The organism is Flavobacterium mekongense, assembly GCF_047038255.1.
Taxonomy (GTDB): Bacteria; Bacteroidota; Bacteroidia; order Flavobacteriales; family Flavobacteriaceae; genus Flavobacterium; species Flavobacterium mekongense.
In genome coordinates, this window is sequence record NZ_CP174374.1 from 317765 (window position 1) to 342521 (window position 24757).

Here is a 24757-nt window from a genome sequence, read left to right on the forward strand (position 1 = left end):
TGGTTGTTACACTAAGACACATTGTTTTAGACTCTGTTTTTTTATTATTGTTACAACTGTTTTACAATATTTCCTATTATTTTTGACAAAAAATTTCCGCTTATGTTCTCTGTAAAATCAGTTGCTTTGTTTCTTTGCCTTACCTCGTTATTGGTTGGTTGCTCGACTTCTCAAAAAATTGAGGCTTTAAAACCTTTACCTTCCAACGATGCGCCGATGGTATATAAAACCAAGACTTCTTTTGTAAATATGCCTTTAGAGATAACGCTCAAAGAAATTGAAAACCAATTGAACAAAACCCTGAGCGGACAAATTTACGATGATTCCAATTTACAAGACGACAAAACCGAAATGAAAATTTGGAAAACTGCTCCTATACGTATCACTGAAAAAGACGGAAGAATTGTAACCGTAATGCCTTTAAAAATTTGGTCTCAATTCAAATACGGCACTGAATTTATGGGCTTGAACGACACCCGCGAAATCAATTTAAACGGCACCATTACCATGACCAGCTCTGTTAGGTTATCCAATTGGAAATTGAGTACCGTGTCTAAAATAGAAGATTTTGAATGGTCTGAAAGTCCGACTATTTTGGTAGCGGGCAAAAATGTACCGATTACCTATATCATCAATCCTACGCTATCTATTTTTAAATCGAAAATGGCCAAAAAAATTGACGATGCCATTGAAAATAGCTGCGACTTTAAACCATATGTTTTAGATGTATTGGAAAAAATGAGTACCCCTTTTGTAACCAGTGAACAATATCAAACCTGGTTCAAATTAATCCCGATTGAAGTATATGTGACCGATGCCGTTTTGGAAAAAACACAGATTAAAATGGACATGGGTTTGAAGTGCAATATGCAAACCATGGTTGGTTTACAACCCAAGAACACTTTTGACCGAAGTGCCATTCAATTCAAAGCGGTAACCAAAATCCCCAATACCGTAACCGCTAATGTTGTGGCTATATCAACTTACGACAGTGCATCGCGCATTATTACTTCTAATTTCAAAGGAAAAGAATTTGCATCGGGCAGTAGAAAAATAGTAGTGGAGAATGTGGCTTTATGGCAAAAAGACGGCAAAATTATTATTGCACTCCAAATGACGGGTAGTATTAACGGCACCATTTACTTGTCGGGTATTCCGAATTACAACCCAATTACCAAAGAAATTTATTTTGATCAAATGGACTATGTTTTGGATACCAGAGGTTTGTTAACCCGAACCGCCAATTGGTTATTACAAGGCGTAATCTTGAAAAAAATTCAAGAAAACTGCCGCTATTCCATCAAAGAAAATTTGGATGAAGGCAAAAAGAGTATGTTACCCTATCTAAACAACTATTCGCCAATGAAAGGTGTTTTTGTGAATGGTACTATGGGCGATTTTGAATTTGAAAAAGTGGAAATCACCGACAAAGCCATTATTGCTTTTATTACAACTTCTGGAAAAATGAGTGTAAAGATTGACGGTATGGAATAAAGACAAAAAACTGCCATTAAGAACCAAATAACAAAAGCGAAGTATCAATTGTAAAACATGAATACTTCGCTTTTAACTTTTAGAATTTTGCGTTTTATTTTTTCTTGTAGTACATCTTATAAACTACAAAACCAATTCCGGCCACGATAAGATAAGGAATAGCCATTAAGAACACTATGCCGTCGTTTACTGCTTCCGCTTTAACATTATTGCCCGAACTCTCCAAAGCTGCTCTACACATGGCACACTGGGCTAAAGAAACTATCGGCAATAGTCCAATAACTAAAGTCAGCAACACCAATTTTAGTTTCATTGTACAATTATTGTTGCTTTGCCTATTAGTGTGCATAATAAGGAGATATCATCAAGTAAACCACTACTCCGGTTACAGCGACATACAACCAAATCGGAAAAGTAATTTTGGCCAATTTTTTATGCTTGTCAAATTGTTCGGCCAAAGCTCTGACATAAGTAAACAGCACCATCGGAATGATGACAACCGATAAGCTAATGTGCGTTAATAAAATAAAATAATACAAATATCGTATACCTCCGACAGCCGCTTTCTCTGCATCGTCTAAATTACCGTCAAAATTAGTATCTCCAAACTTTGTGGATTCGGCAGTCATATGGTATGCTACATACATTACTAAAAAAACTACAGAGCACGCTATAGCAAAGGTCATTAATCTTTCATGCAGCTTTGTGTTGCCTTGTTTAATAGACATAACTGCCGCAATCAGCAATACAGCCGTTAAAGCATTAATTCCGGCATAAATAGGCGGTAAAAAAGACAACGGTTCAACATCAAAGCCGAAATCTTTCAGTTTAACCGAAAATAATACGGCTACGGCAATAGGAATAATGATAGACACCGCTATTATTGATCCTTTAAACTTATTCTCCAGCGTGGTTGGTTTAGTATTACTCATTTAACAGTTTTTTTATATCTTCTATGATAGCTTTTACACCGGCTTTTTCTAAACCGTCATAATACATAATCGGATTTCCGTGTTCGTCTTTTCGGCAGCGAATATTCCCTTTTTTGTCAATCAAAGCAAACAAACCGGAATGTTCGAAACCCCCGGCAGCTTTTCCGTTTTCTCCGGCGTAAATATTAAATCCTTTGTTTGAAATGCTGTAAATGTAATCTTTGTCCCCAGTCATCAAATGCCAGTTGGATGATTTGACACCAATTTGAGCAGCATGTTCCTTTAGAACTTCAACTGTATCGTATTCGGGATTGATTGTAATAGACGCTATTCCAAAATTTGGATTCCCAAAAAACTTGTTTTGGATTTCAGCCATATTACGGTTCATGATAGGGCAAATAGATGGACAAGTAGAAAAGAAAAACTCCACCACATACACTTTCCCTTCATAGGTTTTGCTAGTGATTTTTGCTCCATTTTGATCAGTCAGTTCAAACTCAGGTGCTTTGCCTAAAGTAAGCAAATCTGTCTCGGCATTTTTATGGTTGGAAACAGCGTCTATTCGGTCGCCCTGCACAACCGTGTTGTTTTTAACTCTATTGACTATCTTGGGGATAAAAATAATCCCGAAAATCAACACTATAAAAGACAGGCCTATATAAGATTTATTTTTCATGTTAAATTTTTCGATTTGCATTATTGCGTTTCAATGCCAAGCGGTATTCTGCCAAAATGATTTTAACATCATCCATCATATCATTGTGCAAGTCTGCGGCTGAAGCTGTATTATACCCTTCTTTATACTCTGGTTCTCCCTGCACGCTTTTTCCCTTTCTTCCGCGAAGATTTCTTTTTTTATCGATAATGTAAACATGGGAAGTCCCCGTTTTATCATCTAATTTACCCAGTAGCTTTAGCTCTTTGTGGTAAGCCTCTATAGCTTCAGGAGTAGTAAACACAAAGTGATAACCGGAAACATCCGAAATCTTTCCTAACTCTTTTAAAAGTGTTTGTGCCTGCTGTTGGGTGCCAATCGGTGCAATAAATACCATTTGGAAATCTTTGAACTCGCGGTACTTGTTGTAAATTTTTTGATTAAGTGTAAAAAAGTTACCGCTGTTTGGCATGATATCCTGCCCTGCAAAACCCAAAATGGTTATTTTATTGTTTAGGGTTACCTTTTCACCCTTCAACGAAGTCCACTCAGGACTGACATCCGGAATGTTTTTGGTTATAGTAGGCAAAGTGATAAAACTGTTAACTCCTGAGGCAAAAAAAAGATAGGCCACTATGGGAAGTATGAACAGTACGAAAAGGACCAAGTTTTTTTTCATGGTAAACTAAAATATTAGCCATACAAAAATAAAAAAAGGTACGCAATGCGTACCCTTTTTTTTGAATTAATATAGTGTTAAAAATTCCATTTAATAGTAGAATTTTTAAAAACCCCATATACATAATTTCCTTCTACTAATAAGATGAAAACCAAATATAAAACAAGGAAAATAACTGTGGCTACAACAGCCCATCGTAAACTACTTTTCTCACCTTCCATGTGCATGAACGCCCATACAATATAATAAGCTTTGTACAATGTTAGGATGATGAAAACCCAGTTCAGCAAGTTCATTCCTAAAAAGTTGTTATTGAACAACAATTCAGGTCTTACAATTCCTAAAGCAACCTCAACTATGGTTACAATAGATAACAAGATAAAAACTTTCCAAATTCTGGATGTATTAGATACATGTTCGTGTGAATGTGACATAATATGCTATGTTTTTCTGTGATTAAACTAAGTAGAAGAAGGTAAATACAAATACCCAAACCAAGTCAACGAAGTGCCAATAAAGTCCAACTTTTTCAACCATTTCGTAGTTCTTTCTTCTCTCGTAAGTTCCTAAAAGAACGTTTAGGTAAATGATGATATTAATTACGACACCCGAGAATACGTGAAAACCGTGGAAACCGGTGATAAAGAAGAAGAAATCGGCAAACAATTTGCTTCCGTACTCGTTTCTTTGCAAGTTAGCACCTTCTACTACTAAATGAGCATTAGCTACCATAGCTTCAGAAGCTTCTCTGGTTAACACTTCACGGTGTTTGTTTTTATTCAATCCCGGCTGTAAGTCTTTATTAGCTTTGTCTTCAGCAGTATCTCTGTATATTTTTTCTGTTCTCACCAACAAGTCAGGGTGTGCTTTAAAACCGGCTTGAACTTCAGCCACAGAGTAGGTTGGTAAGCTAGGCTCGTCTTGGAACCAGATTCCGTTACTTCTTTTGTGTTGCTCTCTTTCTTCCGGCAAAACAACTGCAAACTCTTCTAATTTAACTCTTTTTCCGGTTTTATCAACGAATTGTATAATGCTTCCGCCTTTGGTTTCGATGGCGCCATACTCCCCTTTGATAAAGTTTTTCCACTCCCAAGCTTGCGAACCAACGAATATTAAACCTCCGATAATTGTAAGCAACAAGTAGAAAGCCACTTTCTTCTGTTTCATTTGGTGTCCGGCATCAACTGCCAAAACCATAGTAACAGAGGAGAAAATCAAGATAAAAGTCATCAAAGCCACATAATACATCGGAGCATCTACTCCGTGCATGAACGGGAAGTGGGTAAACACCTCATCAGCAATTGGCCAGTTGTCAATAAATTTAAATCTTGAAAATCCGTAAGCAGCAAGGAAACCCGAGAAGGTCAAGGCATCTGATACGATAAAAAACCACATCATCAATTTACCATAACTGGCACCCATTGGCTCGTTTCCGCCACCCCAAGTATTTTCGTTTGTATTTGCAGTAGTAACTGTAGCTCCCATAAAAGTTATTAGTTAAAAAGTTCCCAAATTTAGATTTTTTTTCTTATTTAAAGAAATATAAAAACAAAAACAAACAAATCCACAAGAAATCAAGAAAGTGCCAATACATCGCACCTAGCTCAATGCCAAGGAATTGAGTTGAATTGTATTTTTGTTTAAAATGATTATAAATTATGATTAAAAGCGAAATAATTCCTCCGGCAAGGTGCGCCATGTGCACTACAGCAATCACATAAAGGAAAGTTGTGGCAATGTTACTCTCCGGACCGGTAAAGTAATACCCTTGCTCGATCAACTGTCCAAACCCAACAAATTGTAAAGCCACAAACGCTATTCCTAATCCTAAAGTGGCTAAAAGCAAACTTGAAACCAATCCTCTGTTGTCTTTTTGAATAGCTTTTTGAGCCCAGTGAAAAGTCACACTACAAAGAATAATAGCCAAGGTACTGAAATAAAAAGCCGATGGAAATTGAAAATCTTTCATCCAATCTTCTCTCGACTTACTCACCACAAAAGCACTGGTTATTCCGGCGAACATCATGGTCATACTGGCCATAGCAAACCACAACAGTAATTTTTGGGAACGCGACTTTCTCGCTTGGTGTTCATCTATCGACATCATTGTTGCCATAACTATCTTAAAAATTTATCTGTTATATAAACTATTTGTAACAACGTAATATAGGAAACACTAACCAACATTAGCGTTCTGGCGGCTTTAGCCGTTCTCAATTGATACAACTTAACCGCATAAAAAATAATCCAAAGTCCTAACAAAAACACTATCCCGGCCGCAATCGGGGAAATAAATAACTTTCCGGTATACCCCAAACAAGGCAACAAAGAAGCCACTAACAACCAAACTGAATACAATATAGTTTGCAAAGCAGTAGAGGTATCCTTCTTCCCGGTGGGCAACATAAAGAATCCTGCCTTTTCATAATCCTCATACAAAAACCACCCAATAGCCCAAAAATGCGGAAACTGCCAAAAAAACTGAATCAAAAAAAGTGTACCGGCTTCTATCCCAAAATGATCTGTGGCTGCAACCCATCCCAACATAAACGGAATGGCTCCCGGAAAAGCACCTACAAAAACCGATAGTGGCGTAATTGTTTTCAAAGGAGTGTAAACACTGGTGTATAAAAAAATGGAAATCGCCCCAAACATGGCCGACTTCGGATTAATCAGATACAACAAAACCAATCCGACTATTGTTAGCAAACTGGCGGCAAACAAGGCGCGATTAGGCGCCATTCTACCTGATGCCACAGGACGATTCTTGGTGCGATCCATCAAAGCATCTAAGTCTTTTTCGATGACTTGGTTAAAAGCATTGGAAGCACCTACCATACAATACCCACCAACGGCCAACATGAATAAGGTCGTCCATTGCAGGCTTTCAAAATCTGCCACACCAAGCAAGTACCCGGCGATGGAAGAAAACACCACGCTAACCGCTAAACCTGCCTTGGTGATTTCTTTAAAATCGACAGCAAGTTGTTTGAAAGAAAATGTGGTAGCCGTTGCGTTCATCCTTTATTTTAAGCTCGTGCAAAGGTACTTTATAGAAAACGATTTGACAAAAAAATATTAAAGATAAATTTCAGATTTAGCAGTTGTTGAAGCGAATGTCCGGTGTGTATTTGCCAACCTTATTCCCGCTTTCCGCGCTACGAGGTAGCCGACTCCAATCGGGGCTAAAAAAGTAAGCGAATGGCGTGTTGGGAATCTATCAAAAAAAGCGCCGCTAAACCAACCGCTAATAGTCAAAATACCAGTTGAAAATATCACATCTTAACCCAATGGAAAACCAAGTAGTACTTTCTTTAACGGCTAAAAAGGTTTCCGTGGCCGGACTAAAGTTTCGGTAAATCAAACTGCCGTATAATTTCATATTGGTGGCCGGATTAATCAAATAACCGGCTTGTAAATCGGCTATGAAGACATTGGTTTTATTCCCTTGCCCAACAGTCACACCGGTATCAAATGGTCTTTGCTCATCATAATCGCGGTAAATATCGCTTCCGTAATTAAAACTGTTGGTGTCGTTATTAATATCTAAACCTCGTGTTCCAACCGTAATTTTAGCATCGGCAAAATAACGGCCGTTATGATAACGAGCAATGGCAATAAATTCTCTGAAATTGCCACCCCATTGGTGTCCCAAACTCTGGTTATTGTGACCGTAATTGGTAATCGCTTCACTGTGCGCGTAAACATAAGGGCGAACCACATTGTATTCGGCTTGCAAGAGTAAATTCTTAATCTTAAACGCATGGAAATACTTTGCGCCTAACTGGTAACCGAATTTGTTTTTCCAGCTTTTGTCCCCGGAACGCATATCATCCAACGAAAACTCATCCAACAAAAACTGCCCGTAAAACTGAATCTGATTGTTCCATTTGTATTTAGAAGTCAATCCCAACATAGCATTACCGCTTCTGGACGAAGAAGCAAACTCAACCGAACGGTAAAAAATAAGCGGATTCACAAAACTCATGTCAAAACCACGATTGTTGTTATTGGCCCAAACCACCGATTCAAACAAACCAATATTCCACTTGTTGGTGACATTCAAACTCAAATAATGACTGGCGGCAAACTTAGTCGCATAAGTCCTGTCGAGTGTTGCCTCCGGACGAACATCTTTCAACCAAGTGTATAAATTGGTGTATTTTATTTTCCAAAAAGTAGTATTCAATTTAAAATACGGATACGGACTGGCGCCATCGCTCCACAATAACGAACGATAACCATCGCCTATAAAATTACGACCGTAACCCAAATTCATATTGATGAATTTACTCGGTGTATACGCCAAATTTGCTTCGGCCAAAGGAAAATCGTAAGCATCTGTTTTGAATCGTTTGGCAATACCAATCCCCGGAATAATAGCGGGATTTCCACCATCGGGCGCTATGGATTCGGCATAACGATTAAAGTAATCTGCAAATCGTCCTTGACTTTCATAAATGGTCGTGGTAAAATTGAGTTGACTGCCTAAACCGCCGTTGAACTGTATGCCACGCGTATTAACATAAGTGTAACTACTAACACTCGGATCGCTTTTCCCAAACTGTAAATCCAATATCGGATTCAACGTAAACCAATAGTCTTCGCCTTGAATCTGCACCAAGCTTTCGTTCCAAAGTTTTTTACCCCACCAACCTTGCTTGTTTTTCAACAATTTTTGGTTCTCGGCAGCCAAATCGTAATATTTCGACACTTCAGCATAAGCATAAGGTTTAGAACCGGTATGGTTGTTGGCGCCAACCTGATTCATTTCGTCATCAAATTGCGAATAATAGCTATGGGAAAACGGAATATTTAAATGGCTTTTAAATTGCGGATTAGCAAAAGTGTTGTACTTCATATTATCCAATTCTGTCAAATAAGCCGTATTCGGACGATAGGTTTGAGCCGCTTTTTCTGCCGCCAATTCGGCTTCTTTTTGCGCCTGAATTTCTGCGGCACTTTGCAATGGGATAGCTATTTTGATAGTATATTTAGCATAGGTAGGTTGCCCATTGTGGGTTGGCGGACTAATTTTCGGCATCTGACCAAAAACCCTTCTGCCCTCTGAGGCTAAAGATTCTTCTACGGCATCGACGTAAATGACTTTAAAATTACCTTGGTCATTGACTTCAAACAAAACTATCAAACTTCCTTTGTAGTTTTTCTCTTTTAGGGCATCAGGCACTTTGAAATTGTTGTATACAAAATCTTGAACCTGATTGTAAAAACAGGTTTCCAAAGCTCTTGATTCCTGACCTTCACAAGCCGGAAATACCGGAAATCTTTCTGTACTGTTGTTGGAAACTTGCGCCGTAGCGGCTATAGAAAATAGGACTATAAAGGAAAATATCTTTTTCATGGATCAGAAATAAAGTAATTAGTAACCGCCTGTAGCAGTTTCGCCATTGGCTATGGTTTTGGCCGCTGATGTCCCGATTCTTTTAACCCCTAAACGAATCATTTCTTCAGCTTCTTCGTAAGTACGAACTCCACCGGCAGCTTTAACCGGTAAAGGCGAGGCATTTTCCAACATCATTATCACAGTATGCTTTGTGGCACCGTTAGGTTTATTGTTTTCGGTAACATAAAAACCCGTAGATGATTTTACAAATACATTGGGATAACAGTGTTCTTTAAAATTCGCCATAACCACATTTTTGATTAAGGCTGAAATTTGAATGATTTGATCATCGGTTAGGGCCGCAACTTCTATAATCCACTTGGCCACTTTATGATGGTCGAAAGCCAACTTGGTACCTAATAAAATTTCTTCTTTTACCAAGTCGATTTCACCTTTCTTAAAAGCTTCGTAGTTGCATACATAGTCCAGCTCATCCACGCCGTCTTCAATGGCTTTTTGGGCTTCTGCCATTTTATCTTCTAAAGAATTCGTGCCTTCCGGAAACGAAATAACAGTACCTATAAGCAATTTTGATCCAGCGGCATCAATCATTTTTCGGGCAGTTTTCACATAATCCGGACGAATCATAATCAACTTAAAGCCTTCGACTATGGCCTCTTGAATAAACCCTTCAACAATGGCAGTATTTTCTTTCTCTGTTAGTCCGGCTTGAACGGCTGTTTTGAGATAAGTGGAATCAAGATATTGCTTTATATTCATCTATGTAAAATATATTTTTCAGAGGTCATCTATGGTATCGCTTTTAATAATTGGTGTTTGTTTATAACAAACTTCATTATGGCGCGATTTCAAGGGATAAAAGTAACAAAAAAACCGTTTTCTTCTTAAAAAAGAAAACGGTTGTCAAATATTGAAAAAATAAATTTATTCTATCTTTTTTGTCTGGGCTTGAAAAGGATTAAAACCAAGAAAGCCGTTATGGCTCCTGTCAAATTGGCCAGCACATCCATGACATCGGCATGGCGGGTTTGGGTGAAGGCTTCTTGTAAAATCTCTATCAAAATGCCGTAACCCAAGGAAATTAAAACTATATAGACTAAACGCGTCCGTTGAATTTTTCCAAATCGCAAACCAAGATATAATCCCCACAATAATGTAAAAGTAAAATGAAAGGTGAAGTGCACATACTTATCGACGCCGGAAACTTTGAGGGATGGCAAATCGTTAAACTTAACCAAACAAAGGACTAAAATTAAAAAAGTCCAGCCGATGGCCAGACTTAGTATCGTATTTTTAAGCACCGATGAGTTGTTTGTAACCATCGCTATCCAATAATTCTTCTATCTCAGCTGCATTAGCAATTTTCACTTTAATCATCCAACCTTTTCCATAAGGATCCGTGTTTACATTTTCCGGATTCACTTCTAAATCATCGTTGAATTCGAAAATTTCACCGGACAAAGGCAAGAACAAATCCGAAACCGTTTTCACTGCTTCTACGGTTCCGAAAACTTCGTCTTTGGCTAAGGTTTGGTCCAGGGTTTCTACTTCTACATAAACGATATCACCCAATTCTTTTTGAGCGAAATCGGTAATTCCTACAGTGGCTACATCGCCTTCAATTAAAACCCATTCGTGGTCTTTGGTATACTTTAAATTGCTTGGAATATTCATTATTAAGCTTGTTTAGTTGTTGTTTTAAAATTTCTCCAAAAGTATGATTTCTCGGTAGATTATTAAAATCTTTGGTTTAAAAGTTTCTTAATTTCCGAAATTATATCGCATTGTAAATCCGGTTCTGATGTTCGTCATTGGGAACGAAGTAGATATTACCGGTTTTGAGAACGAATGATCATAGAAGAAAATAGCCGTTAAGTTTTTGCTAAACGAATAATCGGCGGTGACTTTAGCCGACCAAATGTTTTGTCCGCCACCCAATTGGTTGTTATCGTAATCTAAATAACGCACTATGGTTTTGTTGTTTCGGTAGGAGAAATCAATTTTCACATTGATATCACTTTTGATAATACCGGTTGGATTATCGGCCAATTGCGAAGAAATGATTACGTCTTTGAAACGATATCCCAAACCTATAATGTATTCTTGTCCTTGAACTTCGGTCAACAAATTATTGTCGAAACTCATCGATAAGCTTCGGTCTTTTTTCATTTCGGCCAAAATCTTGAAAGAATTTTTCATCTCAAAATCGATTCTCACCAACGGATTAAACTGCTCTACCAAGTTGATGTTGGCAACAATAGTTTTATTGTAGAAATTACCAAAACCGCCATTGTCTTGTCCGCCCGGGTTTTGATCATAATCAAAGTTAGAACGGAACGAGTTGATAGTGTAAGAAGCGCGATAAGCGTGTTGGATAGAGAAACGTTTGAAACGGTCTTTGAAAAATTTATAACGCATCAAACCACTATACTTCATGTTCCAGTTAGGAATTGGGAAACTGCGGAAAATTCCCGTTGAAACCCCATCGGCTGAAGCTCCGGTATAAGCTGCCAAGAAAGCCGGAATTAAAACCGCTTGGTTGTTTCTACCAAACCCTATCGGATAACCTTGATTGGAGGTGTAAAAATTATATCTCGGATCGTTTACGTCTGTCGGTATCGGGTTATTAGCATCACCGTATCTTGGGACATCGGTAGTTCCGTAAAACTGAGTCGCCAAACGATCGGCTATGATGGCACGATTGTTTCTAAAATCATCAAAAGCAGCAGAACCATTTTCATCGCTTTTACCAAATGAAGTAGCCAGCATTACCGTAGAAATAGAGAAATTTCCAAAACTGTATGGGGAACGAGGGTTATACAAACCTGTTGTTTCATCCACATCGTATTGTTCAGAATAATTCTCCGCATAAGTCCTATTAGCAGTCAAATCGATTTTAAAATCCGGGAACAAATCCACATTAGCCGTCATCTCCAACGTTTTGGTGATGGTTTGCGTATAACTTTGATTAAAATCAGGATAAGTGGTCAACCAACCTCTTTTGGCGGCTTCAAAACGAACATCGTCTTGCATACCGAAAACAAATCCCAGCGATGGCTTAGATGAACCAAAGAATCCTAAGCTTGGCAAGAAACCAGGCAATAAAGTTCCCTCGTTTCGGGTATAGTTAATTTGAACGTTTTTCACGCTGGTCAACACACCTTTTAAACCATCCAAGAAAGCGTTTGTATTGCCGGCAGGTTGGGCCTTTGTATTGGTAATTTTCTCTCCCGGTTTTGGCAGAGCAGCCGGTTTTGGAGCCGCAGCAGCCGGTTTTTTACCCAAACCTATATACTTGTAAAAAGACTCCATGTTGAATGCTGTATTCAAACGATGAGAACCGGCATTTTGAATCGTGTTTCCTAAATTGTAACCATCAACTTCGGCCAAAGCTAATGAAGCACGTTGCCAACTGTAGTCTCCGGTATAAGAATAAGTAGATTTGACAAATGACAAGAACGGAATTTTGTTTACCGGTAATTCGTAATTTACCACCAATTGTTGGTTGTGTTGGTTTGGTGTACCAATGTTCCAAAAGTCGGTCCAAATGGTATAGCTGTTGTCCGGCACATTGTCTTCATTTAAATAAGAACGTACTATATTGTTGGACGCAGCGGTGTAATTCACTTTAAGCGACTTGGTTATGTTGTAATTAAAACCGTATTGGTAGTTAAACATATAATTTCTGCGGTACAAAGGATCCAGCGGAATACCATCAACATCCACTTGGCGGAACTGTTGTCTGTTGTATTGGCGAATGATATTACTACTGAACGAAATATTGGCCGGCAAATAATTAAAATTGAAATCGCTCAACAACTTCCAGTAATCACTTTTCTTAAAATACTTGCTTTTTTTGAAGGGTTCAACCGATTTAGGTTTGAACGCATAAGTGTAATCTACCGAAGTGGTTACTTGTTGGTCAATAAAGTTTTCAATTTCATAATTGTGCTTCAACACCTCATTGTAGGAGTAAGAAAGTGTTAGGTTTTCCGGATCATAGATGCGCTGTTTTTGCTCAGGAGCGCGCTCTTTTTTCACCCCGATAAAATTGATACTGGTGCGTTTGGTATAATCTATGGCACGGCTCTCAATATTCTCTCTTTCGGCTGCATCTGACGTATTGGCTAACAATTGCTCTAAGCGAATATCTTGATTGTAAGGATCATATTCCGGTGTAATAGTTTCTTCTCCAACAGCATAGTTGAATGGCAAGTTGATGCCCCATTTTTTAGGTAAAAGTTTACCTAAACTGAAATTGGTTACTAAATTGTATTGTTGAACATCTTCACGACTTCTCTCATTTGGTCCTTCTTCTAAAGCTCCGAAACCAATGGTGCTCATTCTTCCCGTAGCGGAAACAGTTGCAAAATCGGCCATGTTTGCATCCATATTTACCACAGCTGCCATACCCCCTTTGTTGTTCATATCGGCTATGCGCAACTCGTTAAACCACACTTCTCCTCGTACTCTATCGGTATGGTTATTTTTAATACCCACCATCAAAGTACGAACCAATCCAAAGTTAGGATTTCCTTTTATACCAAGACGCAACTTTACATCTCCATCACCATCCGGTAAAGAACTATCGTCGTCAGGATAGTAAATCCCTTCTAACGGTAAAGTGGAAGGATCTATGCTCATGGCTTGAACTTTCATTCGGGTTAGTAAGGACATGGCCACACTCATCTCGTTTTCTTCCGGCCAAATTTGTTCCGGCAGAGTTGCGCCTTCAGCGGTTACTTTTAACGGAATTTCTACTTGGTAAAAGTTATTGGTAAAGTCGTTTCCAAATCGAATAAAAGCCGTCATTTGATTGTCTAACAGCGGTGTCGGATCGGTTGGCGACGGTAAAGCCTCGGCGTGCAAGAACATTTTCAGTTTGTTGAACTGACGCATGTCAACATTTACATTTTTGAATACTGCTCTGGAGTCACCTACTTCTAAACCGTTACCGGAAGCTCTTAAGGATAATGATTGTTCATTTTGACTGATAACCTGGTTTCCATTCCCTACTTCCTCACGTATAACACCCGGAGGCAAAACATAAGGAATAGGTAAACGAGAAGCATTTTCTTGTAAGTTAACTGCCAATACATCAAAATTGGTGTTGTCATCATCCGGATCGCTATCTGTTGGTTGGAAGGACTGGTCGTAACGTCTCCATTCTCCGCGAACCAAATCTAAAGCTCCGAAACGCAAGGTAATAGGTTCTGAAAATCCGGTCATGAACATTCTCATAAAACGAATCGAACGGAAATCCGAGATGCTTCCAACAGTTGTAGTAGGCTGAGTAACCGGAATTTTGAATTGGTACCAACGAGCGCTGGTTGATGTTCCATTCGGCAAATCAGGTATTTGAGTTTCTCTTACATCCGTAATAAAGTTTTGCCCAACCTGCATATTCGGCTGGATATCGATTTTGTATTCGTAGTAAGCATTCACCGTGTTCATAGTGTTGTCACGGTTGATATCTTCCACATCAGGCAAAGTAGTTGATCCTCTGTTGGTATCGGTTACAGTTACCGGAGAGTTACCTTGTAAACCATTGTAATTTTTATATCGTTCAAAAACAGAAGTCCCCGGCGCACTTAAAAAGTACTGGTAGTTATCCGCAGCAGGGTCATCCAAAGTGGCGAATGCTCCGATATTAGGCAAGTTTCTCTCGGCTTCATCATCAATACCATCCAAACCAACGTCTTGTGAGGCACGATTGGCACCATCAACATCAAATGCATAAATCAATGATTGAGAAGAAGGTACTCTACCCCAAACGGTTGGACTCACCAATGAAGTACTATTACTGGCAGGTAATCCGTTTTCGTATTGTTTGCGTTCGTCTTTTAGTACGTCTTCAGAAATTTCACCTAAGTTGAAATACAAACGTCCAACATTGGTTGGGTTTGGAACAGCCGTTGGATTGGCCGGATCATAATACGGATCCATTACCCAAAACTGGATGTATTCCACATTGCTTTGTTCAAAATTGGTAGAGTTAATGGCTCTGGTAATTCCACCGAAGTTTTCTTGTGGGGTACTAAATCCGGAAGGACTCAAAGCTTCAGGATTGTAATTGTATGGCCCGCGTTCTCTTGGATAGTAAGTCAAATCCAAGGTGTTGATAACCGTTTGTTGGCCCACTTGCAACTCCAAGTCGGGGAACAATTCACGATTGAAAATTCTTCTGGTGCTGTTTAAGGAAATCCCGTCTTGACCAATATCCCCCGGTGTTTGAACATAGATGGTAGGATCGATAGTGTACCAGTTTAGCTTGGCTCTTTTGTATCCGTAATCCAAGCCCACCAAAGCAGATCCAAAGTCGTTGTAATCCACTCCGGCTTGCCATTTGGGCACACTCGATAAGTTCCATGATAATGGCGAACGCATATCGATAGTCGTTTGAGAACCTTCAAAATCATCTACATAAACGGTTGGTTCTCCACGGAACTGATCAGCATTAGGAGTGTCCGGTTTTAAGAAAGCCACTTCGCCTCTTAAAGACACGTTAGATGGAACATCAGTATCAATATTCGGCAACTTATTAGCCAATCGGGTTAAGAAAGGAACTTCCGTTGAATAGTTTGCATTGAAACCGAAAATCGTATTATTAACTGATTCTTGACCATAATTTGATTTTTGGGTAAATGGTCTTTCGGTCATTTTGATAAAAGTTCCGCCCACCATAAACTTATCCGAAAACTTATGCTCAACATTGAATCCCATAAATCTTCGGGTTTGTTGCCCGAAAGTAGCATTGTTCTCTACCGAAACTTGGATAGGTGTATTGGATGCTTGCAACGAAGGATCCAAAATTTGTACCCTTCCCGCTTGGTAGTTTACACTATAATCAACTCCTTCCTGTAATACTCTGCCTCCGGCCGTTACTACCACTGAACCTCTCGGAACATTGTAAGCACCAATAGGAATACCATCTCCTCCGGCCGATTTAAATCTACCTTTTAATTGGAACTTGTTTTTGTCTGCATCTTGCAAAGCACCGGCTTGAGTGCTCGAATACATGCTTCTGAAAACATATTTTTGTTGGTTACCGTTATAGGTGTTAACATCGTAATAATCTTCGGCACCCAATTTCAATTTATCAAACATCAATTTCCCGAAAGGCTCAACAGTGGTGAAGATAATTCGTCCATTTTGTTGGTCAACGGTCAGTCCCGGCATAAAATCGAAGAAACCATCCCCTCCGGCTTGCGGATCGTTGTTGTAGTTCAATCGGTCAACATTAAAGACCTTGATTAACGGGGTTTCGGAAACTACCATATCCGGATCTGTGGTAGATGGAAAAGGTACTCCGTTCACAGGGCTGATGTAGTTTATTGGAGAAGGATCGGTGTATAAAATGTTCAATCTGAAATCTTCTTGCTGTAATTGGAATGCTCCCGGTATTTGGTAGATGTTTTTCATCATCAAATTCCAAATAGGTTTTTGAACATTGGTCAGGTTACTTTTCAGCATTTTCAAAATCAAACTCTGTGAGGAAACGGTTGGATTGGCTGCATCAGTACCATCATATACTGTAGCATCTACACCGTCTGTTCCGAATTCACCTACCTGATAAACTTGATCTCCAATGGTATACTGATAAGCAACTGCTAATACTTCATCATTAGCCAAACGCTGTTGCAATGAGATGTAACCCAATTGCGGATGAAAAGTATATTCGTTAGAGGCTAATTTTCGGGCATTTTCTAATTTAGAGTAATCTGTGCCTTCATCCACCGGTACTATATTGTTGAATCCGGCACTTGACGTTACAATATCCCTAATATTGTTGTTTAGCAAACCGGTACCGGTATTAATCAAATCCGGATCATACTTGTTGTTGCTGTTGTCTGAAGGGGTATCAACTGTCGGATCGGGCGGAATGGTAAAGAAGTTGTTATTAACATCGGTCGCATTTAAAGCTACGATTTGGCTATCCGTCAAACCGGCCAATCGGGCTTCTCCTAAATCTTGTAAAGCAATGATATTTCTTAAGTTGTTATTGGTTTGGTTGACACGGTTTTGTCGATTGGTAACCCAAACTTCGATACGGGTAATTTGGACACGACTATTGATGAACGGATAATTCTTGAGCGCATCATCGTATTTGTTTCTAAAATATTGCGACAAAAAGAAATGACGATCGGCATCGTAGTCCAATCCGAAAATTTCAAAATCCTGTATGGTTCCACCGCCTTGAGCCGTAACCGATTTGGTTTGAGACTTTTGTTCCGAAAACACTCCGGTAACGGTTGTCTTACCAAACTGCAATTGCGCTTTTACCCCAAACAAACTCTGTGCACCACGAATTAAGGAATTGGTCAACGGCATACTCACATTACCCACTTCAATTTTCTGAATGATATCGTCTTCTGTAGGAGTGTATTCGAGTTTAATTAAATTCTGAAAGGCAAAAGTAGATTCGGTGTCATAGTTGGCATTCACATTCAAGCGAGTCCCTACTTTACCCATCAAACTCATACTGATTCTTTGATCAAAATCGAAAGTAGTTTGAGCTCGGTTTCGTGGTGAAAAAGCCGGATTGTCTTGTTTGGTGTAACGAACCCCTAAGTCCATTTCAACAGAACCTGTAGGTTTTACATCTATTGTATTTGACCCAAATATGGTTTCAAAAAAACCAGAATTAACGTAGTAACGCGGCAATAAGTCTTTTTTAGCGGCATCACTTCCGTCTTTTTTACCGTCAATAGCATCTGATTTTTTCTTGAAATAATCGCGCATGGCCTCACGCATTACTAACTCTTCGTATTCTTTTGGCGTTAAAATAATCGGGTAATTGATATTAAAGCCTTCAAAAGTACTGGTGTAAATGTACCTATTGGTTACCGGATCGTAAGTGTAAGCATTGACAATACTTTTGGGGTTTTTAATCTGCACCCTACCGGTATTATAACCCGTACTGTCTTGAGGGGTAGGATTAACTTGAGAAAAAGCCGAAAATCCTGTTAACAACAAGATTCCGAAAAGAAAATTCCTCAAAGTAAAAAAGTGTTTAAATGCGTATATTGTTTTCAAGAATTATAAATTTTTTAATGCTTGTTTGATGATTGTCTCCACCGATGCCTCAGGATTCTCTTTGAGAATTTTATCTACCACTTTTTCGGCATTTTTTCTAACATAACCCAATACCTCCAAAGCAGATAACGATTCTTCTCGGTTAATATTGTGTTGTGCTACTGAAATTTCATCTAAGTCGTATATTTTTAACACTTTATCTCTTAAGTCTAATATGACTCTTTGTGCTGTTTTATTGCCAATGCCTTTGATGGATTGGATGGTTCCGACATCACCATTGGCTATGGATTGAATTATTTGTTTCGGATCCAAAGAAGACAACATATTTCGGGCTATTCCGGCGCCTATTCCGGAGACCGACAAGAGTAATTTGAAAAGCTCACGTTCTGATTTTTCTACAAATCCGTAAAGTGAATGTGCGTCTTCTTTAATCTGAAGAAATGTATATAACTTGATAAAATCTGCCTGCGGAAGCAGTGAAAATGTATGCAAAGAAATGTTAATATGATAGCCTACTCCATTGCAGTCAATCACCACATCAGTAGGTGTTTTTTCGACTAATTTCCCTTGAATATGTGCAATCATTATAACTTAATTCTATTCCAAATATAACAAAATTCTCGAACTGCCATCATCTCTTTGCAATATCTGAACAATATTACCATACTATTTGGCAGATACTTTCTTTCTTTTCTCTTTTTCTTGAGCATCAACTACGGCCACAGCAACCATATTAACCATTTCTTCTACGCTGGCACCCAATTGGAAAATGTGAACTGCTTTTTCCATTCCCAACATAATCGGACCGATAGAATCCACTTTGTAAAGCTCTTTTAATAATTTGTAGTTGATGTTAGCCGCTTCCAAATTAGGAAAAACCAAGGTGTTTACTTTTTTTCCCGCCAATTTAGAGAACGGAAACTTATTCTCTAACATTTCTTGGTTCAAAGCGAAATCGGTTTGAATTTCTCCATCAACAATTAAATCGGGATAGTATTTATGTAAATAGGCAACAGCCTCACGCACTTTGGTGGCACTTTCATGAGAGGAAGAACCAAAATTAGAAAAAGAGACCATGGCAATTACCGGTTCCATCCCAAACATTCTTACTGTTTTCGCAGTCATTAAAGCAATTTTTGCCAGCTCATCTGCGGTTGGATTTGGATTGATAGCCGTATCGGATAAAAACATTGGTCCGCGATTGGTCATCATCATGTTGGTGGTGGCAATCAGTGTAATTCCGGGTGCTTTTCCTATCAATTGCATTAACGGTTTTACGGTAGATGGGTAACTTCTGGAATAACCGGAAACCATCGCATCAGCATCGCCTTCGTTTACCATCATTGCCGCAAAATAATTGCGTTCGCGCATCCATTTTTGTGCATCCAACAACGAAATTCCTCGGCGTTGTCGCGACTTCCAATAAGTATCGGCATATTGCATTCTGCGTTCGTCTTCTTCCTTGGTTTTAGGATCAAAAATTGGTACATCGGCATCAAAACCAAGTTCTTCTTTTAACTCTAAAATCAATTCCTTATTACCCAATAAAATAGGACGCGCTATACCTTCTTCGTAAGCAATTTGTGCTGCTTTCAATACATCTAAATGATCAGCTTCGGCAAAAACCACTCGTTTCGGATCGGTTTTCGCACGATTGGTTAACAAACGAACCATTTTGTTGTCAGAACCTAAACGCTCCAGCAGTTCTTCTTCGTATTTATCCCAATCGGTAATCGGATTTAAAGCCACACCCGAATTCATAGCCGCTTTGGCTACAGCGGGAGCGACATGAGTAATCAATCTCGGGTCAAAGGGTTTTGGAATAATGTAATCCTTACCAAAATTCAAGCGGGTTTCTCCGTAGGCTATATTTACTTGCTCCGGCACCGGTTCTTTGGCCAATTCAGCCAAAGCATGAACTGCTGCCATTTTCATCTCTTCATTAATTTTTGTCGCTCTTACATCCAATGCACCACGGAAAATGTAGGGAAACCCTAAAACATTGTTCACCTGATTAGGATGATCTGAACGTCCGGTAGCCATGATAATGTCTTTGCGAGTAGCTATAGCCAAATCGTAATCGATTTCCGGAATAGGATTCGCCATAGCAAACACTATCGGATTTTTGGCCATGCCCAACAACATTTCCGGGGTAAGAATATTTCCTGCTGATAATCCCAAGAAAACATCGGCACCTATTAAAGCTTCCGCTAAAGTAATTCCGGCTTTTCCGTGGGTGTATCTTTTTTGCAAATCCGACAAATCGGTTCTTTCTACAGAAAGCACACCATCTTTATCAAACATAATGATATTTTCAGGTTTTACACCCAACAAAATGTACAGATTGGCACAAGCTAAAGCGGCAGAACCGGCACCTGAAACCACCACTTTTACTTCTGTGGTTTTCTTTTTGGCCAACTCTAAAGCGTTCAATAAAGCGGCAGAAGAGATGATGGCTGTTCCGTGTTGGTCATCGTGCATTACCGGAATGTTAAGCTCTTCTACCAAGCGTCTTTCAATTTCAAAAGATTCAGGTGCTTTAATGTCTTCGAGGTTTATTCCCCCGAAAGTCGGCGCAATATTTTTAACGGTTTCGATAAAGGCATCGATATCTTTGGTACCGACTTCAATATCGAATACATCGATTCCGGCAAAGATTTTAAACAACAACGCCTTGCCTTCCATAACCGGTTTTGAGGCTTCCGGACCTATGTCACCCAAGCCCAAAACTGCTGTTCCGTTACTGATTACTGCCACTAAATTTCCTTTGGCAGTGTATTTATAAACATTGTTGACGTCTTTGGCAATTTCCAAACAAGGTTCAGCCACACCGGGAGAATAGGCTAACGATAAATCTCTTTGAGTAGCGTATTTTTTGGTTGGTACAATTTGAATTTTACCCGGCGTAGGTTTAGCATGGTATAAAAGTGCTTCTCTTCGCTTGCTGTATTTGTTCATGTAAGGATAATTTTATTCTGACTTACAAAGGTAGAAGTATCGGTGTAAAATGGAAATATTTGACCATTTCTTTTTGCACAAACTCAAAAAGCAAAAAGCCGTAGGATTAACATACGGCTTTTCTCTTGCATAACTAACTAAATTGTGGTTGGCATTTATTCTTGTATCAGTGCTTTTATATTAATATTTTCAGGCAATCTGCCTACATTTTGGAGTTTGATCGCTGCAAGTTTTTGGGCTACTGTAATGGTTTCTTCTAAGCTTTTTTGATGCAATTGAGCGTATAAAAATCCGGTCCAAAAGGCATCACCGGCTCCGGTTGTATCTTTTACTTCTTCAATTGGGATGGCTTTTTGGAAAAATAACCCTTGATTCCTATCGGACACTACCACGCCGTTTTTCCCTTTGGTCAAACAAATCGTAGAAGCGCCTAACCCATGAAAATAGTCGAAAATATACTCTTCTGATTTTACGGCAGCAAAAAGACGATAGCAATCGTCCTCGCTTAATTTAACCAACGGATCGTTAGCCAAATATTGTTGCAGCACGCTTTTGGCTTCCTCCCTGTCCGGCCAGATGCGTTCTGAAAAATTGATATCGATACTCAATTGTAATCCTAAGGTTTTGGCTTTTTGAGCACGATTCAAAATAGTTTGCCTTGCCGGATTTTTACTCAAAGCAAAACAAGTGGTGTGAAATATTTTGGCACTCGAAATCACTGCGTCGGGCAATTGGCTTTCAAAAATTTCACAATCGGCCTGACGATACGGAATGAAATCGGGTGTTTCAGTTGATTTTGAAACAAAAATTACGGAAGTCGGTACAGTTTCCGATTTACCTATATGATCTGTATTGACTTGATTGGCTTTTAATTTCCGAATCACATAATCGCCTAAGCCATCTTGACCGCAAGAAGCTACCAACACTGCATTCAAGCCCAAACGAGAAGCATTAACAGCTACATTGGTTGGTGAACCGCCTAAAAATCGGTGGTAATCTTTGGTCCTATTGATGGAAGTATTGACTTCGTGACCGATAAAATCAATCAGTACTTCGCCTATGCTTATGATGTCTATCGTTTTCAACTTAAACTAGTATTTTAAAATTTTGATGCAATGATTGATGGACTAAAATTGTTGCCGCCGCACTCCAAGCGCAGAAGGACACACCGTTGGGCTGGGTGGTTTGTGTATTGAAATTTTCATAAAACGAATAATGCTCCTTAGCGTTAGCTTCGTTTATATTTTCCAAAATGGAAAGGGCCTTTTGTCTTTCGCCTTTTGCTATTAATGCTAATCCGTAAAAGCCGTTCACCATGGGCCAAGTTCCGCCGTTATGAAACTCGTAAGGATAATTTCTAAACTCATAACGGCAATTGTTTTTGAGCAAATGCCAGTGTACATCGCTTTCAAATACCGGAGGCCAAAAAGCCGGCAACAAGCCCAATTGGGTTTCAGATGCTAAGGTTTGAGTATAATTAATGAGCTTATTTTGAAATTCTTCAGTACCAATATTGAGGATAACCGCCAGAGCATTAGCAAAAGCATCAAACTGTATTTTGTAACCCGAAGGCGAAAAAGAACAAGGCATAAACTCAGCAAAATCAACTTCCTTGTAAGCTCTTTCGTGGTATTTTTCACCACCGGTTTCGGGCATAAAATTGATTTCTATTTGTCGGATAATTTGGTTAGTCTTTTGCTCAATGGCATCGCTTTTGGCAAAATGATTATAACTCTTTAAAGCCCAAACACGCAACAGTTGATCGTATAACACATAACCATCGGTAATGTATTCGTCGGCCCAATTTCCTGAAAGCGGCACATAAACCAAATGCTTGTTATTGAACTCCCAAGCCTCCAATAAAGCAAAGCCTTTTTCAATAGCCGATTGGTTACGGATAATGTAAGTCGTATCTGATTCGTGATAAGCATATTGGCAAACCCCAATGATAAACCAGGTAACGGCATCAACTCTTCCGGCCAAACCGCCATAACTGACCTCGCTTTTGTCTCCTGAAACCAATACATTAGAAGGAATGGTTCCATTAGGATGCTGGTGTTTTGCCAGGGTATCTAAGGTATTTTTAAAAGTTTTTATCAATTGTTCATTGCCCGAAGCTAAAGCTGCCAAACCGCAAATAACTCCGTCTCGAGCCCAAACCCGTTTATAGTTGGTAGTGTTCTCGGCACTGGCCAAGAAACCATCGGGTGAAGCAACCTCCAGTAAAAGATTGATGGCTTTGTCGAAACTCATATTATTCACTTTGTACAATTTGATTTTTATTTTTAACCGTTATGAAAAGCGTTAAAACACCGGCTATGATTAAAAATGTTCCGGCTAATTTGATTACGTTCATGGGATTATTCCCTAACCAATCATAAACAAAATACTGCATGGTTAAGATTTGAATGGCCATTGGAATAACAATGAACATATTGAAAATCCCCATATAAACGCCTGTCTTTTCTTTGGGAATGGAACCTGCCAGCAATTGATAAGGCATCGCCATGGTGGAAGCCCAAGAAATTCCTAAACCAAAAGAGTACAAGAAAATGGTGGTAACCGGAATGTTGTTGCCAAAAGGATTGTGCAGGACAAAAAGCACATCGGTATTGTTCAAATAAGGAATTAGTAACAATCCGATTCCTCCTAAGGACAGCGCAATAAAGTGTACTCCTTTGGCGCCTATTTTTAAGGCTATCGGCACCAATAAAAAGGCCACCATAAAACAGATAATATTGTAGGTTCCGTTCAAACTACCGGTGAGTAATTGCGCTTTGGAAAATCCTTCAGAAGCTTGGTCTGTAGTACCAAATAACGATAGAGACAATGAAGATGTAATGTATTGCCAATAACAAAACATGGCATACCAAGTAAAGAATTTTACCGGGATGAGTTGCTTCATGGTGAGTGGCATGGTTCTGAAAGCTTCGGTGATATCCTTGGCTACCGTTTTAAAAAGATTTTCTTTTTTCTTTTCCTGAATCACCAATAATTCTTCGGTCGTTGGCGGGAATTCTTTGGTAGTCATAACCGACAATAACACTGAGGCTATAGAAGCAAAAGCTCCAATAAAAAACGCCCAATAGGTATATACCGGAATGCCGTTTTCCATTTTATCGGTGATGGCCAAAAATCCGAGTGAGACCAAAATAGCCGGAGTAAAATTGGCTAATGTAATCCCAAATCCGGTAAAAAAACTTTGCATCAGGAAACCGAGAGACATTTGCTTTTCGTTGAGTTTATCGGCTACAAAGGCGCGATATGGTTCCATAGCTACATTGTTGGCGGCATCTAAAATCCACAACAAACTGGCCGCCATAAAAAGCGTATTCGAATACGGCATCAACAATAAAGCGATACTGGAAATAAGAGCACCTATAAGGAAAAATGGTTTTCGGCGACCGAATTTAGGAGACCACGTTCCATCGCTTATCGCTCCTACTATGGGCTGAACAATCAAACCTGTAATAGGGCCGGCAAGCCATAACATGGGTAAACTTCCTTCATCGGCACCTAAATATTTATAAATGGCGCTCATATTGCTTTGTTGCAAACCAAAACTGAATTGGATTCCGAAAAACCCGAAGTTCATGTTCCAAATTTGCCAAAAGCTTAAGTTTGTTTTTGGGTTCATA

General features: G+C 39.2%; 19 protein-coding genes. 1 reads left to right on the forward strand and 18 read right to left on the reverse strand.

Annotated elements, in window-relative coordinates:
• Positions 1-102: 102 nt before the first annotated feature.
• Complete coding sequence (locus ACJG85_RS01255) at positions 103-1494, forward strand: DUF4403 family protein (RefSeq protein WP_412476739.1); 1392 nt, start codon at positions 103-105, stop codon at positions 1492-1494.
• Positions 1495-1588: 94 nt separating this feature from the next.
• On the opposite strand, the gene ACJG85_RS01260 is transcribed toward ACJG85_RS01255, so the two are convergent.
• The 18 genes from ACJG85_RS01260 to ACJG85_RS01345 form a co-directional block, all read right to left on the reverse strand.
• Complete coding sequence (locus tag ACJG85_RS01260) at positions 1589-1807, reverse strand: hypothetical protein (RefSeq protein WP_409678077.1); 219 nt, start codon at positions 1805-1807, stop codon at positions 1589-1591.
• A 25-nt stretch (positions 1808-1832) separates the two neighbouring features.
• Entirely contained in the window at positions 1833-2426 is a 594-nt protein-coding gene (locus tag ACJG85_RS01265; protein WP_409678080.1) for a DUF420 domain-containing protein, read from the reverse strand.
• Positions 2419-3102, reverse strand: coding sequence for an SCO family protein (locus tag ACJG85_RS01270; RefSeq protein WP_412476740.1), 684 nt, complete (start codon positions 3100-3102; stop codon positions 2419-2421). The genes ACJG85_RS01265 and ACJG85_RS01270 overlap by 8 nt, the downstream gene beginning before the upstream one ends.
• 1 nt (position 3103) lies before the next feature.
• Positions 3104-3760 (reverse strand): hypothetical protein, encoded by a 657-nt coding sequence (locus ACJG85_RS01275; RefSeq protein ID WP_409678085.1) that lies wholly within the window; start codon positions 3758-3760, stop codon positions 3104-3106.
• Between the two features lie 77 nt (positions 3761-3837).
• Positions 3838-4194 carry a cytochrome C oxidase subunit IV family protein gene (locus ACJG85_RS01280; RefSeq protein WP_409678088.1) on the reverse strand — a complete coding sequence of 119 codons (357 nt, stop codon included), beginning with the start codon at positions 4192-4194 and terminating at the stop codon, positions 3838-3840.
• Between the two features lie 22 nt (positions 4195-4216).
• Positions 4217-5245 (reverse strand): cytochrome c oxidase subunit 3, encoded by a 1029-nt coding sequence (locus ACJG85_RS01285; protein WP_409678091.1) that lies wholly within the window; start codon positions 5243-5245, stop codon positions 4217-4219.
• A gap of 43 nt (positions 5246-5288) precedes the next feature.
• Positions 5289-5876 carry a cytochrome c oxidase subunit 3 gene (locus ACJG85_RS01290; protein ID WP_409678094.1) on the reverse strand — a complete coding sequence of 196 codons (588 nt, stop codon included), beginning with the start codon at positions 5874-5876 and terminating at the stop codon, positions 5289-5291.
• Between the two features lie 2 nt (positions 5877-5878).
• Positions 5879-6781: a heme o synthase gene (gene cyoE / locus ACJG85_RS01295; RefSeq protein ID WP_409678097.1), complete on the reverse strand. Its 903-nt coding sequence runs from the start codon at positions 6779-6781 to the stop codon at positions 5879-5881.
• A 226-nt stretch (positions 6782-7007) separates the two neighbouring features.
• Positions 7008-9122 (reverse strand): gliding motility protein RemB, encoded by a 2115-nt coding sequence (locus ACJG85_RS01300; protein ID WP_412476741.1) that lies wholly within the window; start codon positions 9120-9122, stop codon positions 7008-7010.
• Between the two features lie 18 nt (positions 9123-9140).
• A complete protein-coding gene (gene deoC / locus ACJG85_RS01305) occupies positions 9141-9884 on the reverse strand; it encodes a deoxyribose-phosphate aldolase (protein ID WP_409678103.1) in 744 nt (247 codons plus the stop codon).
• Between the two features lie 170 nt (positions 9885-10054).
• Positions 10055-10447, reverse strand: coding sequence for a VanZ family protein (locus tag ACJG85_RS01310; RefSeq protein ID WP_412476742.1), 393 nt, complete (start codon positions 10445-10447; stop codon positions 10055-10057).
• A complete protein-coding gene (gene gcvH / locus ACJG85_RS01315; protein WP_409678109.1) occupies positions 10419-10799 on the reverse strand; it encodes a glycine cleavage system protein GcvH in 381 nt (126 codons plus the stop codon). The genes ACJG85_RS01310 and gcvH overlap by 29 nt, the downstream gene beginning before the upstream one ends.
• An 87-nt stretch (positions 10800-10886) precedes the next feature.
• Positions 10887-18125 carry a cell surface protein SprA gene (gene sprA, locus ACJG85_RS01320; protein ID WP_412476743.1) on the reverse strand — a complete coding sequence of 2413 codons (7239 nt, stop codon included), beginning with the start codon at positions 18123-18125 and terminating at the stop codon, positions 10887-10889.
• Positions 18126-18164: 39 nt separating this feature from the next.
• Positions 18165-18746 (reverse strand): Holliday junction branch migration protein RuvA, encoded by a 582-nt coding sequence (gene ruvA / locus ACJG85_RS01325; protein WP_412476744.1) that lies wholly within the window; start codon positions 18744-18746, stop codon positions 18165-18167.
• Positions 18747-18827: 81 nt separating this feature from the next.
• Positions 18828-21119, reverse strand: coding sequence for an NADP-dependent malic enzyme (locus ACJG85_RS01330; RefSeq protein ID WP_412464657.1), 2292 nt, complete (start codon positions 21117-21119; stop codon positions 18828-18830).
• A gap of 155 nt (positions 21120-21274) precedes the next feature.
• Entirely contained in the window at positions 21275-22204 is a 930-nt protein-coding gene (locus tag ACJG85_RS01335; RefSeq protein WP_412476745.1) for a carbohydrate kinase family protein, read from the reverse strand.
• 1 nt (position 22205) lies between these two features.
• On the reverse strand, positions 22206-23372 hold the full coding sequence (locus ACJG85_RS01340) for a glycoside hydrolase 100 family protein (RefSeq protein ID WP_409678123.1): 1167 nt from the start codon (positions 23370-23372) through the stop codon (positions 22206-22208).
• A gap of 1 nt (position 23373) precedes the next feature.
• Positions 23374-24756: an MFS transporter gene (locus ACJG85_RS01345; RefSeq protein ID WP_412464658.1), complete on the reverse strand. Its 1383-nt coding sequence runs from the start codon at positions 24754-24756 to the stop codon at positions 23374-23376.
• Position 24757 lies beyond the last annotated feature (1 nt).